Origin of the sequence: Actinomadura decatromicini (genome assembly GCF_008121305.1) — a bacterium.
Classification (GTDB): domain Bacteria; phylum Actinomycetota; class Actinomycetes; order Streptosporangiales; family Streptosporangiaceae; genus Spirillospora; species Spirillospora syzygii.
In genome coordinates, this window is record NZ_VSRQ01000012.1 from 17,540 (window position 1) to 31,830 (window position 14,291).

Sequence of the window (14,291 nt, forward strand, 5' to 3'; positions counted from 1 at the left end):
GACCGCGCGGACGTTCAGCGGCCGGTAAAGCGCGGGCATGCAGGGTCAAGTCTGCGTCAGAGGACGGCCTGGCAATCGCGATGCGCTTTCGGGTGACCACATCGCGTCATCATGCTCGTGGGGCGAGGAGGAGGCCCCATGTTCCCGAAGCTCAGCGTCGTGGTCCCGTTCCACAACACGGAGGAGTTCTTTCAGGAATGCCTGGAGTCCCTGGCGGGGCAGACGCTGCACGACCTTGAGGTCATCCTGGTGGACGACGGTTCCACCGACAACGGCGCGGTTCTCGCCAAGGAGATGTGTGCGCGGGACCCCCGTTTCCGGCTCGTCACGCGGGACAACGAGGGGCCGGGCCCAGCGCGCAACGCCGGGGTGCGTCAGGCGAAGGGGGAGTACCTCGCTTTCGCGGACGCCGACGACATCGTCGAACGCGACGCCTACGCGCGCATGGTCGGATCGTTGGAGCGGACGGGGTCCGACCTGGCGTCGGGCAACGTCCACCGTATGGACGCCGACCGGACGTGGCAGTCCCACCTGCACGACCGCGTTTTCACCGACTCGTGTTCGCGGACGCACGTGTCGTCCAAGCCGCTGCTCATGCGCGACCGGACGCCCTGGAACAAGGTGTACCGGCGTGACTTCTGGAACCGTACCGCCCTGGAATTCCCCAGGGGCTACTACGAAGACCCGCCCGTCACGATGCGCGCCCACGCGCTGGCCCGTTCCGTCGACCTGCTGAGCGAGGTCGTCTACTACTGGCGCAAGCGCCCCGGCTCTATTACCGAGGACCGCTACGACTGGGACAACATCACCCAGCGCCTGGCGTCCGCCCGTGTGTTGCGGGACGGGATGGCCGAGTACGCGCCACGGCTCCTCAACGCCTACGACGAGCACGCCCTCATCCCCATCGAATTGCGTGTGCTGTTCGAGGCCCTGCCTAAGACGGACGACGAGAACCGCGAAGAACTCGTCTCCATCGGTGCGGACCTCGCGCGGAGGGTCTCCCCGCGTGTGTTGAAGGGGTTCCCGGCCGTCACACGCCTGCAACTGCACCTGTTGTGCAGGGAGATGCTGCCCGAACTGCTGGAGGTGCTGCGGTTCGTCCAGCTCAAGAAACCCGGGGACGCGCCGCGCGTAAGGCGCGGTCTGCGGCGACGCTGGTACGCCGAATATCCGTTCTTCGAGGACGAGGAGCGGGCCGTCCCGCGCCACGTGTACGACGTGACGGCCGAGTTGCGACCGGTCGCGGCGATCGACCGGTCGGCGTGGGTGGACGGACGGCTCCGCATCGAGGGCCACGCCTACATCCGGCACCTGGACTCCTCCACCGAGGACGGGTCGCGCATCCGGGTGTGGCTGCTGGCGTCGAACAAGCGGGGGTTGAAGCGCGTCCCGGTCACGCGGGTGCGCAGGCCGGACGTGACGGCGCGGTCGCGGCAGTCCGCGGTGTCCTACGACTGGTCCGGGTTCGTCGCGGACATCGACCCGGCGACGCTGCGCATGTACGGGCGCTGGCGGGACGTCGACTGGGTGCCGTGCGTCGAGATCGTCAACGGCGGGACGCGGCGGCGCGCGCGCTTCGGCAACCCCCGGCTCACCTCCCTGCTGTGGCCGCGCGACCGGGAGTGCGCGCCGGGCGTCCGCGTCCAGGGCGTCGCGGGACGGCACCGGTTCGTGCTCCAGGTCAGGCGCACAGCCGCGGCCATCACCGGCGCCCGGGTGGAGGACGGCGAGCTGTGGCTGGACGGCTGGAGCCGCGCCCCGCTGAGCGAGCGTCCCGAGATCATGGCCGCGCCGAGGGCCGGCCGGGGCGCGGTGACCGGGCCGATCGAGCCGGTCGGCGGCGACGGCCGGTTCCGGGCCAGGCTGCCGCTGGACAGGCTGAGCCTGCGGCCCGGCGACTGGGACGTCACCCTCCCGGGCGGCATCAAGCCCTACCTGGGCGAGGACGCTGCGGGCGCCGCCTTCGCCACCGCGACCGGCAAACTGGAATTGGCGAGGTCGCGGCGGAGCACGATGCGGATCGTCGTCCGGGAAAAGGTTCTGGTCGTCGATGAGATGTCGTGGTCGTCCGATGGGGCGCTGCTTCTCGGCGGGTCGTGCGCCGATCCGCTGGAACGGCCGGAATCGCTGATCCTGCGGCGGCGGCGGTCGTCCGAAGAGCACACGGTCACCCTGCATTGGGCGGGCAGCCGGTTCGCCGCCAAATTCTCGCCCGCGCGCATGCGGGTGCTGGGGCAGACGCGCCCGCTCATCTCCGGCCGGTGGGACGCGGCCACCGTGATAGACGGCCGGGAACGGCCGGTCGTCATCAGGCGGCACACGCTCCGCGACATTCCCGAGCCGTTCGAGGCGGGCCTGCACATCGTCACGATCCGCGCGCAGCGGACCGACCAGTTGCAGTTCCTGGTCGAGACGGCCCTGGACGACGACGAGCGCGGCGCCTACGCGCAGAGCCGGATCCAGTCCGGGCATTACCGGCGGCACCGGAACCTTCCCGTCCGCGAGCTGGCCGTCTTCGACGCCTACAAGGGCCGCCAGTTCTCGTGCAATCCGCGCGGCATCTACGACGAGCTCCGGCGGCGCGGCACGGACCTCGAATGCGTGTGGGTCACCGAGAACGGCCAGTTCGGCAAGCCGGTCGGCGCGCGCACCGTTCTCGCCGGGTCGCGGGAGCACTACGAGGCCCTCGCCCGCGCCCGCTACATCTTCGGCAACTGGTCGCAGCACGAATGGTTCGTGAAACGCGACGACCAGACGTACGTCCAGTGCTGGCACGGCACGCCGCTGAAGAAGCTCGGCTACGACGTCAAGCAGATGCCGTACAAACGGACCGAGGGCGTCGACTGGATGGAGTACGACGTTCCGCAGTGGGACGTGCTCCTCTCGCAGAACACCTTCTCCGTACCGCTGTTCCGGCGCGCCTTCGGCTACAACGGCGAAATCCTGGTCAGCGGATATCCGCGCAACGACGTGCTGAGCAGCCCGCGGCGCGCCGAGATCGCGGCGGCGGTGCGGCAGCGGCTCGGCGTTCCGGAGGGGAAGAAGGTCGTCCTCTACGCGCCGACGTGGCGGGACGACTTCCACCACGCCATCGGCAAGCGCGCGTTCCGGCTCGAATTCGAGCTCGACCGGTTCAGGGCGGCGCTCGGACACGACCACGTCCTGCTGCTGCGCACGCATTACCTCGTCACCGACAAGCCCAGGCTGCGGCCCGGCGACTGCGTCGTCGACGTCTCCGTCTACCCCGACATCTCAGAACTGTTCCTCGTCAGCGACGTGCTCGTGACGGACTATTCGTCGGCCATGTTCGACTTCGCCGCCACCGGGCGGCCGATGGTGTTCTTCACCTACGACCTGGAGCGGTACCGCGACCACGTGCGCGGTTTCTATTTCGATTTCGAGGCGGAGGCCCCGGGGCCTTTGCTCGGCACCACGCAGGAGGTCGTCGACGCCCTGCGCGAGCCGGTCGCGCTCGACGCCGGGTTCCGGGCGGCCCGCGCCGCCTTCGCCGCCCGGTACTGCCCGCACGACGACGGCCAGGCGGCCGCCCGCGTGCTGGACCGGGTCGTCCGGTCCGCCCACTGAAAGAACCCCATCACGGAGCCACAGTGTCACCTCAGCGCAACCCCGCCAAGATCAGCGTCGTCGTCCCCTTCCGCGGTACCGGGGACCATTTCGAGGACTGCCTGGAATCGCTCGCCGGGCAGACGCTCCACGACATCGAAGTGCTCCTGGTGGACGAGGAACCCGACGATGGCGCGAAACGGGACGGCGCGAAACGGGGAGGCGCGAAACGGGGAGGCGCGGACCTGGGCGGCGCGTCCGTCGCGGAGGAATTCGCCGAGCGGGACGAGCGGTTCGCGCTGCTCCGGGCGTCCGGTGAACTGTCGGCCGCCGACACCGGTGCGGAGCAGGCGAAGGGCCGCTATCTCGCCTTCGTCGAGAGCGAGGACGCGCTCCCGCCATATGCGTGCGAACTGATGGTCGGCACGCTGGAGAGGACGGGTTCCGACCTCGTCGGCGGAAACGTCATGTACGTGGACGGGAACCAGGCGCGCCCTTCTCCGCTGCACGCCGTGCCCTATGCCACGACGATGGAGAAGACGCACGTCACCCGCCATCCCGCCCTTCTCCAGGACAGGACGGTGTGCAACAAGGTCTTCCGCCGCGTTTTCTGGGACGCGCACCGCTTCGACCTTCCGGCGACGACCCAGGACGCGCTCACCGCCGCGCAGACGCAGGTTCTCGCCTCGGCGGTGGACGTTCTCGACACGACCGTCTATTACCGGCGGGACCGCACGGGAACGGCGACGCGCGCCCGGTACGACCCGGCGGAGATCACCGAGCGGATGAGCCTCATCACGGCCGTCCGGAAATTCCTCGGGGACCACGCGCCGGAACTGCTGTCCTTCCACGACCGGTACGCGCTGGATCTGGACGTCCGCGCGCTGATCCTCGCCCTTCCGGAGGCCACCTGGCAGGAGCGCGAGCGCCTCGGCGAACTGGGCGCCGCCTATGTCGAACTCGCCGGGCGTACGGCCGCCGCCGGACTGGCGTCGATAAGGCGGCTGGAGACGTATCTGCTCGGTGAGCGGATGCTGCCGGAACTGCTGGAGGTGGTCCGTTTCGAGGAGGCCGGTCTTAGGAACGTTCCGATCGTGCGGCGGGGGCGCGTCCGCCAGCGCTGGTACGCCGAGTACCCGTTCTTCCACGGTGCGAAGAATGACGGTGTGGAACGCGACATTCCCGCGGACGTGTACGACGTCACCGACGAGATCCGCCTTTTCGCGGACGTCGACCGCGTCGAATGGGACGTCGACACCCTGATCGTCGAAGGGCACGCGCATTTCGACAGGTTCGACGTGTCCTCGGTGAGCGATTCCCGGATCCGCGTCTGGATGCGCGACGTGAAGACCGGCAAGGAGATCCGGCTGCCGGTGGAGCGGATCGCGTGCCCGGAGGCGACGATCCGCTCCGACCAGCCGTCCGTCTCCTACGACGAGTCCGGCTTCTCGGTCCGGGTGGAGCCGGAATACCTCCTGGACGGCGACGAATGGCGCACGGCGACCTACGAATTGTTCGTGGAGGTGACCGCGCAGGGGCGCAAGGCCGTCCAGCGGCTGCCCGCGACCGCCCCGGCCGTGCGCTGGACGTCCGCCCGCCAGGTGGACGAGCACGTCGCCGTCCAACCGGCGGCGGGGGAGGACGACGTGTTCGTCGTCCACGTGAAGCGCGCCAAGGCCGTCGTCACCCGCATCCGGCGTACCGGCGACGTGCTGGAACTGTCCGGATGGACCCGAAGGGCACTCGGCACCGGGGCCGCCGTCGTCGCGGCGCGGCGACACGGCGGCGGCGGTGCCGAGGTTCACGGGGAGGTGACGTTGCGCCAGTCGTCCGTGCTGCGCATGGCGGGCGGCACCGGATTCGACTTCACGGCCACGTTGCCCATGCAGTCCCTCGTCTCCGTGCCGGACGACGTCGGAAATCCAGGACGACCGCATCTGCGCGACCTCATCGACTGGGACATCAGGCTCACGGGCGAGGGCGGGCCGATCCGGCTGACCGTCGCCAGCAACGTGGCCGCCGTCCGCTACGTCCTTCCAGGGCGCGGACGTGAATTCGCGTTGACCCGCACCGCTTTCGGCAACCTGCGTGGGATCGAGCGCAGTGTTCGTCCCGTAGTGACCAAGGCGGAGTGGGACGAGCAAGGGCTCCTCACTCTTTCCGGTGACTTCGCCTGCCCCAAGACCAAGCCGGACTACTTTGTCCTGCGCCGCCGGAGGTCCGGGGACGAGCACCGTGTGCCCGTCACCTGGGACGGCCTCCGCTTCACCGCCGCGTTCAACCCCGCGACGATGACCGTGTTCGGGACCGACCTCCCGCTGAGCACCGGAACGTGGGACGTGCTGGCGCGCGCGCAGACCGGCGAGGTGTCGGTCGTGGTCGAACGGGAGAAGATATCCCGCCTCCCTGAGTGGCACCGTGCCGGAACACACGAGTTCGAGGTCGGTGTCCACCAGAAGGACGCGCTGTTCCTGCGCAGCCGTCCTGGTCTGGACGAAGACGAACGTGGTGCGCGCGCTCAGGTGCTCCTCCAGCAGCACGACTATCCGGTGTATCTGCGGAGCCCGGTCGCTGATGTCGCGGTGTTCGACAGTCACGGCGGTACGCAGTACAACTGCAACCCCAAGGCCGTCTACGAAGAACTGATGCGCCGCAAGCCGGAGTTGGAATGCGTGTGGATTTCCCAGGACGGGCAGTTCGCAGTGGACGGAAAAGCCAGGACCGTCCTGTCCGGGAGTCGTGAGCACTACCGCGCTCTCGCCCGCGCCCGTTACATCGTCACCAACCATGGGCTGCCGCCGTGGTGCGTCAAGCGCGAGGGGCAGACGTTCGTCCAGACGTGGCACGGCACGCCGTTGAAGCGTCTCGGCTACGACCTCAGGGACATGCCCTACCGGCGCACGGAACGGTTCGACCTGGTGGAGCGCGAGGTGGCGCGGTGGGACGTGCTGCTGTCCCCGAGCCCGTTCGCCACCCAGACCATGCAGCGCGCGTTCAGGTATGAAGGCGAAGTCCTGGAGACGGGATATCCGCGCAACGACGTCCTCAGCACGCCCGAATGGGAGAGCGTCGGGGGTGAAATCCGTAAGCGTCTCGGAATCCCTGACGGGAAGAAGGTCGTCCTCTATGCGCCGACCTGGCGCGACGATCGGTTCCACGCGCCTGGCGTGCAGGGATTCTCCCTTGAGCTGGACATCCGCACGATGCGGGACGTCCTAGGCGACGACCATGTGCTCCTCATTCGGGCGCACCATTTCGTCACGGACAAGGAGCGTCACGCAGGGGACGGGTTCGTCATCGACGTGTCCCGTTACCCCGACATCGCCGAGCTGTACATGGCGTCGGACGTGCTGGTCACGGACTACTCGTCCGCCATGGTCGACTACGCCATTCTCGGACGTCCGATCGTGGTGTACGCCTACGACCTGGAGCGCTACCGCGACCATGTCCGCGGCCTCTACCTCGACCTGGAGGCTGACGCGCCCGGACCGGTCGTGACCACCTCGGCGGACGTCGCCGACGCCGTCCTCCAGGCCCCGGACGGCGAGGACCGCTACGCGGACGTCTACGACCGCTTCTTCGTGAAGTACTGCCCGCACGACGACGGGCAGGCGTCGTCGCGGGTCGTCGACCGCGTATTCGGCGACGTGCTCGGCGGGTGACCCGCTTTGACACGCGCCGGGACGTTCCCCAACCATCGGGAGAGTGACTTCCGGAGCCGCGATCGGTGACCTCGTCCGCGCGTCCAACGACCTGACCGCCCGCTGGGCGCGGGACGCCTGCGACGGAACGACGACCGTGCTGTCCGGGGCGGGGGCGTGGCCGCTGCTCGCGTTCCTCGCCGCCGCCGCGCGCGAGCCCGGGCGAAGCGAACTCCAGCAGGCGGTCGGGGTCGACGCCACCGGAGCGGAGCGGCACGCGCGCGACCTGTTGGCCCTGCTTGCGGGCGGGACGGCCGCGACGGCCGCGCTCGGCGTGTGGACGCTGGCCGACCTGCCCGTCGAGCAGTGGTGGCGGGATGCCGTCCCGGCCGACGCGCGCGGCGAGCTGACCGGCGACCCGGCCGCCGACCAAGCCCGGCTGGACGAATGGGTCACGCGGAACACGGGTGGTCGGCTGACCGGAATGCCGGTCGAGGTGCGGGACGACACCGGCCTGATCCTCGCGACCGCGCTGAGCATCGCCACGCGCTGGCGGGAGCCGTTCGAGGACGCGCCGCTCGTCCCGGACGACGGCCCGTGGGCGGGACGCGACCGCCCCGCGGCGGGCCTGTTCGTCAGCACGCCGGAGGTCGACCGCCTCGCCCTGGCCGAGACGACCCCGGCGGGCCCGGTCACGCTCCTGACCGTGCACGGCGAGGACGACGTCGACGTGATCCTCTGCCTGGGCGAGCCCGGACGTCCTGCGGGCGAGGTCGTCGGCCACGCCTTGGCCGCCACGGACGGGCGGTACCCGGCGAGTCAGGGCGCTGAGCTGGTGGAGAAGGCCACGCCCGGTGTGCGTGTTCGGACGATCGCCGCGTTCGAGCCCGGGACCAGGCTGAACGTCACCGCTGCGCGGTTCGATGTCGCGGCTTCGCATGACATGCTCGCCCGGGCTGGGGTTTTCGGACTGGCCACCGTCTCCACGCCGGACCCGCGCGGCCATCTCCCTGGGATCAGCCCGGTGCCGCTGGCCATCGCGCAGGCCGTGCAGGACGTCAACGCCACGTTCAGCGCCGAGGGGTTCCGGGCCGCGGCCGTCACGGCGATGTCCGCGGCGGTCATGGGCGCGCCGATGGCGGAGGCGCGGGCGCTGGACGTGCGGTTCGACCGGCCGTTCGGATTCCTCGCCCGGCACCGTCCGAGCGGGCTCGTCCTGCTCGCGGGATGGGTCGCCGAGCCGCAGGACTGGCCGGACGGCACCGTCTGATCACCCCGGGCGGCGGGCGCGGGCGAACAGGCGCGTCCCGGGCCAGCCGGATACTGGTGGGCATCGTTCCAGCACGGCCGACAGCCGCAGCACCTCGTTGACCAGCGGATGCAGCGGCGCCAGGTCCTCTCGCCGCGCCGTGCGGTGCCTGCGGAGGCGTAGGACGGGACGCAGCAGCACGCCTCGGCTCCACACCCGCTCCACGACCAGCCCCGCGCCCTCGATCAGGTCGATCAGCGCGCGGCGCGAGTAGCGGCGGACGCGGCCGAGCGCCACGTCGTGCGCCGACCACAGCGCCATGTCGCACGCGACCGACACGAGCGCCGTCCCGCCGGGACGCAGCACGCGGGCGATCTCGGCGGCGGCGCGCTCGTCGTCCTCGACGTGCTCCAGGACGTCCAGCGCGAGAGCCAGGTCGTACCCGGCGGACGGGAGCGGCAGGTAGCGGGCGTCGCCCTCGTACGCCTCCACGCCGTGCGCGCGGGCCAGCTCGACGGCCGCCGGGCTCATGTCGATCGCCGTGGCGTGCCAGCCGTGCTCGGCGAGGACCCGGCAGGACGTCCCGGCCGCCGCGCCGATGTCGACGGCCGTCCCCGGCACGCTGAACCGGAGCAGCTCCGCGGACAGCGCGTCGCGGCGCGTCCGGTACCACCAGTTGCCGTCCTCGATCCGCGCGATCCGGCGGAGCTCGATGGTGTCCACGGGACAAGCCGACGGCACGCGCGGCGGCGCGGGCCACCGACGCCGCCGTCCGGCGGCGGATCGTTGACCCGCGCTTTCCGCTCTCTTCGGCCGGGCGTCAGCGGCCGGGCGTCAGCGCCAGCGGCGCCGACCGGCGCGCCGCCTGCGCGCCAGGAACCGGACGGCCAGCAGCACCGCGACGACCCCGCCGACCGCGGGCACCGCCCGCTTCGCGACCGAGGGGCCCGCGACCTCCAGCAGGTCGATCGCGTCGTCGTCGCGGGCGACGCGCAGCGGACGCTCCCGCTTCCGCTCCACCGGCTCGGGTTCGGGCTCGGCCTTGCGCTCCGGCGGCGTGATGTCGGAGACGGGGGCCAGGGTCTCCGAGGTGGCCGGGCCGGGCTTGTCCGCGGGCTTCTCCGCGTCCACGGCCTTGGCCTTGCCCTTGGCCTTGTCGTCCTTGGCCTTGTCGGCGGGGGGCTCCTCGGCGGGAGCCTCGTCCGCCGGTGCCTTCTCGGCCTCTGCCTTCTTGGCCGGGGTCTTTTCGGCTGGAGTCTTTTCGGCCGGTGCCTCCTCGATCGGAGTGGGGGTCTCCGGCGGGGCGGCGGCCTCGGGTGCGGTCTCCGTCTTGGGCTCGGCCTTCTTGGTCTCCGCCTTGGGCTCGGCCTTCTTGGTCTCGGCCTTGGGCTTGGCCTCGGGCTCAGGCTTGTCGGGGGATTCCAGTTCCTCCGCCAGCGCCTTCGCGAAACGGGCGATGACCTTGGAGCCGACCTCGGACAGGATGTTGCGGCCGAACTGCGCGGGCCGTCCCGTCACGTTCAGCTTCGTGTGGACGGTCACCCGGGTCGTGCCGTCCTTCTCCTCGTGCAGCTTCGCCTGGACGGTCGCCGACGCCGTCCCCGAGCCGCGCGCCTCCTTCGCGGACGCCTCCAGCGTCACCGTCCGGGCCGACTCGTCCGCCGACACGATCCGCGCCGTGCCCCGGTAGGTGATGGTCATCGCGCCGACCTTCACCTTCATCCGGCCCTTGTACTCCTCGCCCTCGACGGAGTCGAGCGTCGCGCCCGGCATGCACGTCGCGACCCGCTCCACGTCGAGCAGCACCGACCAGGCACGCTCCACCGGCACGGGGACGGCGAAATCGTGGTCGAGCTCCATGATCGTTGTCCTTATCGTCCGGAGAACTTGCCCGTCACGCGACCTTACGGCGGTGGCCGGGCAGCCCGCCAGTCGGGGCCGGGCACCCGGACGGGTACCCGGCCACGCGACGTGCAATCAGGCCGCGGCGGCCGCCGCGAGCGCCCGCGCGGTCAGCACGGTCGCGAGATGCGACCGGTACTCCGACGATCCGTGCAGGTCAGACGGCGGCTCCGTGCCGTCGGCGGCGCGCTCGCCCGCGGACCGGAATGAATCGTCCGAAAGCGGACGGCCGCGGACGGCGTCCTCCACCGCGCCGGCCCGGACGGGCGACGGCCCCATGTTGGTCAGCGCGACGCGGGCCTCCGCGACCGAGTCCCCGTCGCGGCGCACCGCGCACGCGACGCCGACGATCGCCCACGCCTGCGCCGTCCGGTGGAACTTCTCGTAGTGGACGCCCCAGCCGGGCCCGAGCTTCGGCACCCGGACGCCGACGAGCAGCTCGTCCGGCTCCAGCGCGGACGTCATCCAGTCGACGAAGAACTCCGCCGCCGGGATCTCCCGCTCGCCGCGCGGGGACCGGACGAGGAGCACCGCGTCCAGCGCCAGCGCGACGGCCGGGAGGTCGCCCGCCGGGTCCGCGTGCGCCAGCGAGCCGCCGAACGTCCCGCGATGCCGGACGGCCGGGTCCGCGACGGTCTCCGTGGCCCGCGCCAGCAGCGGGAGGTGCGCGCGGACGAGCGGGTCGCGGATCACCTGGTGGTGGGTGGCCATCGAGCCGATGACCACGGCGTCGCCGTCGTCGCGGATCTCGCGGAGCGCCGCGATCCGGCCGAGGTCGATCAGCGCGTCGGGGATCGCGAGCCGCAGCCGCAGCAGCGGCATCAGGCTCTGCCCCCCGGCGAGGACCTTCGCGTCCTCGCCCGCGTCGGCCAGCGCCCGGACGGCCTCGTCGACCGAGCGGGGGCGCGCGTAGTCGAACGCGGCGGGGATCACTGGGCACCTCCGGCGGATCCGAGGCCGCCGCCCGCGCCGGGCTCGGCGGTGTCCGGTTTCCGTTCGGCGCGGATGGCCCGCCAGACGCGCTCGGGCGAGCACGGCATCGGCACGTCCTTCACGCCGAAGGGGCGCAGCGCGTCCACGACCGCGTTGACGACGGCCGGGGTGGACGCGATCGTGCCCGCCTCTCCGACGCCCTTCACGCCCATCGGGTTGGACGTCGCGGCCGTCTCCGTCCGGTCGGTGGTGAACTCCGGAAGGTCCGCGGCGGACGGGACGAGGTAGTCCGCCATGGTGGTCGTGGTCAAGTTCCCCTCCTCGTCGTACACGGCCTCCTCGAAGAGGGCCTGCGCGATGCCCTGCGCCAGGCCGCCGTGCACCTGCCCCTCGACGATGAGCGGATTGACGACCTTCCCTACGTCGTCCACGGCCACGTACTTGCGGATCTTCACCATTCCCGTCTCGGTGTCGACCTCGGTGGCGCACAGGTGCGTGCCGTGTGGGAAGGAGAAGTTGTCAGGGTCGAATGTGGCGTCGGAGTCGAGCGAGGGCTCGATCCCCTCTGGCAGATCGTGTGCCGCCCATGCGGCGAGCACGACTTCCTGGATCGTTTTGCCCTCCTGCTGGACGCCGCGCACGCTGAACCGTCCGTCGGAGAACTCAAGGTCCTGTTCGGCGGCCTCCAGCAGATGCGCCGCAACCTTGCGCGCCTTGTCGACGACCTTCTCGCACGCCGAGTACAGCGCGACCCCGCCGACCGCGAGCGAACGCGACCCGTAGGTGTCCATTCCCCTCGGGGATATGGCGGTGTCGCCGTGCAGGACGCGCACGTCCTCGAACGGGACCCCGAGCCTGTCCGCGGTGATCTGCGCCCAGGCCGTCTCGTGGCCCTGCCCATGCGCGGACGAACCCGTCACCACCTCGACCTTGCCGGACGGCAGGACGCGCACCGAAGCGTGCTCCCAGCCGCCCGCCCCGTACGACAGGGAACCGAGGACACGGGACGGGGCCAGCCCGCACATCTCCGTGAACGTCGACACCCCGATGCCGAGCTGGACCGGGTCGTTCCTTTCACGACGTTCGGCCTGCTCCGCGCGGAGCTTGTCGTACTGGAAGAGTTCCAGCGCCTTGTCCGTCGCCGCCTCGTAATTGCCCGAGTCGTAGGTGAGCCCCGCGATCGTGTCGTAAGGGAACTCTTCGTGCGCGATCCAGTTGCGCCGCCGTACCTCGATGGGGTCGAGGTCCAGTTCGGCGGCCAGTTCGTCCATGATGCGCTCGACGGCGTAGGTCGCCTCTGGACGGCCCGCACCCCGGTAGGCGTCGGTCGGTGTCTTCGTGGTGAAGACGCCGGTACAGGTGAACGAGTACGCGTCCATCTTGTAGATGCCGTTGAACATGAACGCGCCCAGCAGCGGGATGCCCGGCGTGACGAGCATCAGGTACGCGCCCATGTCGGCCAGCAGATCCACCTTGAATCCGCGGATTCGTCCGTCGCGCTCTGCGGCGAGCGTGAGCCGCTGTATCTGGTCGCGTCCGTGGTGGACGGTCATGTTGCCTTCGCTGCGCGACTCCGTCCACTTGACGGGACGTCCCAGCCGCCGCGCCAGCAGAAGGGCGAGGACTTCCTCCCCGTACACCTGGAGCTTGGAGCCGAAGCCGCCGCCGACGTCCGGTGCGACGACCCGGATACGGTGCTCCGCGATTCCGGTGACGGTCGCCAGCATCAGCCGCAGAATGTGCGGGATCTGCGTGGCGGAGTACAGCGTGAAGTCGTCGGCCTCCGGCACGCACAGCACCGACCGCGGCTCCATCGCGGACGGGATCAACCGCTGCTGGACGTACTCGCGTGCGATGACGACGGGTGCGTCCCTAAGTGCGGCGTCGATGTCGCCGTTCTCGAACACCCACGTGTAGGACTTGTTGGTGCCGAGCTCCTCGTGGACGAGGTCGGCCCCGTCCGCGACGGCCTCGTTCATGTCGACGACCGGCGGCAGCGGCTCGTAGTCGACGTCGATCTCCTCCAGCGCGTCGGCCGCCGCGTACTTGTCGCGGGCCACCACGCACGCCACCGGCTCCCCGACGTACCGGACCTCACGCACCGCCATCGGCGGGTGGTCCGGGTGCTTCATGTCCTCGGTCACGACCCACGCGCAGGGCAGCGAGCCCTGCTCGTCGGCGAAGTCCGCGCCGCTGAACACCGCGACCACGCCGGGGCTCCGCGCCGCCTCCGACGTGTCCACGCGGGTGATGCGCGCGTGCGCGAACGGGCTGCGCAGGAACGCCACGTGCAGCGTCCCGGCCGGGGCGAGGTTGTCGGTCCAGCGCGTCTGGCCGGTGATGAGCCGGGCGTCCTCCGACCGCTTACGCGGCGACCCGACCTCCGCCCTACCCTCCTGCACAGTCACGGCCTGCTCCTTTCCTGGGGCGCGACCCCCAGACCCCCGGGAGGGCGACGCCATGATCCTCGCTTCGCTCCGGTCATGACGTCACCTCCCGCTCGGCCGGCTCGCGCATCTCCTTGGCGGCGCGCCGGACGGCCTTGACGATGTTCTGGTAGCCGGTGCACCGGCAGAGGTTGCCCTCGAGCCCCTCCCTGACCTCGTCGTCGGACGGGTCGGGGTTCTCCCGCAGCAGATCCAGCGATGCCATGATCATGCCGGGCGTGCAGTAGCCGCACTGGAGCGCGTGCTCCTCGTGGAAGGCGCGTTGCATCGGGTGCGTCGTCCCGCCGGCGCCGAGGCCCTCGACGGTGGTGACGTCGGCGCCGTCCGCCTGGACGGCCAGCACGGAGCAGCTCTTCACGCTCTCGCCGTCCAGCAGGACGGTGCAGGCTCCGCAGTTGCTGGTGTCGCACCCGACCGGGGTACCGACCTTGCCCAGCCGTTCGCGCAGATAGTGGACCAGTAGGAGGCGAGGTTCGACGTCGTCCTCGTACGTCGCGCCGTCGACCTCGACACGGATACGTGGCATGCGTTTCTCCCAGGGACGTCTCGGGGTGG

8 protein-coding genes are annotated in these 14,291 nt (G+C 70.7%); 3 read left to right on the top strand and 5 right to left on the bottom strand.

What is annotated here, in order from left to right; translation table 11 throughout:
* Positions 1–138: 138 nt before the first annotated feature.
* Genes FXF68_RS38845 through FXF68_RS38855 form a run of 3 tightly spaced genes read left to right on the top strand, consistent with a single transcriptional unit; the run spans position 139 to position 8,475 of the window.
* Complete coding sequence (locus FXF68_RS38845) at positions 139–3,585, top strand: bifunctional glycosyltransferase/CDP-glycerol:glycerophosphate glycerophosphotransferase (RefSeq protein ID WP_148767834.1); 3,447 nt, start codon at positions 139–141, stop codon at positions 3,583–3,585.
* Between the two features lie 23 nt (positions 3,586–3,608).
* Positions 3,609–7,226, top strand: coding sequence for a bifunctional glycosyltransferase/CDP-glycerol:glycerophosphate glycerophosphotransferase (locus FXF68_RS38850; RefSeq protein WP_187438337.1), 3,618 nt, complete (start codon positions 3,609–3,611; stop codon positions 7,224–7,226).
* Between the two features lie 43 nt (positions 7,227–7,269).
* Positions 7,270–8,475, top strand: a complete 1,206-nt coding sequence (locus FXF68_RS38855) for a serpin family protein (protein WP_148767836.1) — start codon at positions 7,270–7,272, stop codon at positions 8,473–8,475.
* Here the strand turns inward: FXF68_RS38855 and FXF68_RS38860 are convergent, their stop codons facing one another.
* The 5 genes from FXF68_RS38860 to FXF68_RS38880 form a co-directional block, all read right to left on the bottom strand.
* Positions 8,476–9,177, bottom strand: coding sequence for a class I SAM-dependent methyltransferase (locus FXF68_RS38860; RefSeq protein WP_148767837.1), 702 nt, complete (start codon positions 9,175–9,177; stop codon positions 8,476–8,478).
* Between the two features lie 111 nt (positions 9,178–9,288).
* Positions 9,289–10,314, bottom strand: coding sequence for an SRPBCC family protein (locus tag FXF68_RS44295; protein WP_246179184.1), 1,026 nt, complete (start codon positions 10,312–10,314; stop codon positions 9,289–9,291).
* Between the two features lie 117 nt (positions 10,315–10,431).
* A complete protein-coding gene (locus FXF68_RS38870; RefSeq protein WP_148767838.1) occupies positions 10,432–11,289 on the bottom strand; it encodes an FAD binding domain-containing protein in 858 nt (285 codons plus the stop codon).
* Positions 11,286–13,697 (bottom strand): xanthine dehydrogenase family protein molybdopterin-binding subunit, encoded by a 2,412-nt coding sequence (locus tag FXF68_RS38875; RefSeq protein WP_246179185.1) that lies wholly within the window; start codon positions 13,695–13,697, stop codon positions 11,286–11,288. Before FXF68_RS38875 ends, FXF68_RS38870 begins: the two co-directional genes overlap by 4 nt.
* Positions 13,698–13,770: 73 nt before the next feature.
* Positions 13,771–14,262, bottom strand: coding sequence for a (2Fe-2S)-binding protein (locus tag FXF68_RS38880; RefSeq protein WP_148767840.1), 492 nt, complete (start codon positions 14,260–14,262; stop codon positions 13,771–13,773).
* Positions 14,263–14,291 lie beyond the last annotated feature (29 nt).

Coding starts and splice junctions, on each gene's coding strand:
- FXF68_RS38845 (WP_148767834.1), top strand. CDS start 139: ATGTTCCCGAAGCTCAGCGTCGTGGTCCCGTTCCACAACACGGAGGAG.
- FXF68_RS44295 (WP_246179184.1), bottom strand. CDS start 10,314: ATGGAGCTCGACCACGATTTCGCCGTCCCCGTGCCGGTGGAGCGTGCC.
- FXF68_RS38880 (WP_148767840.1), bottom strand. CDS start 14,262: ATGCCACGTATCCGTGTCGAGGTCGACGGCGCGACGTACGAGGACGAC.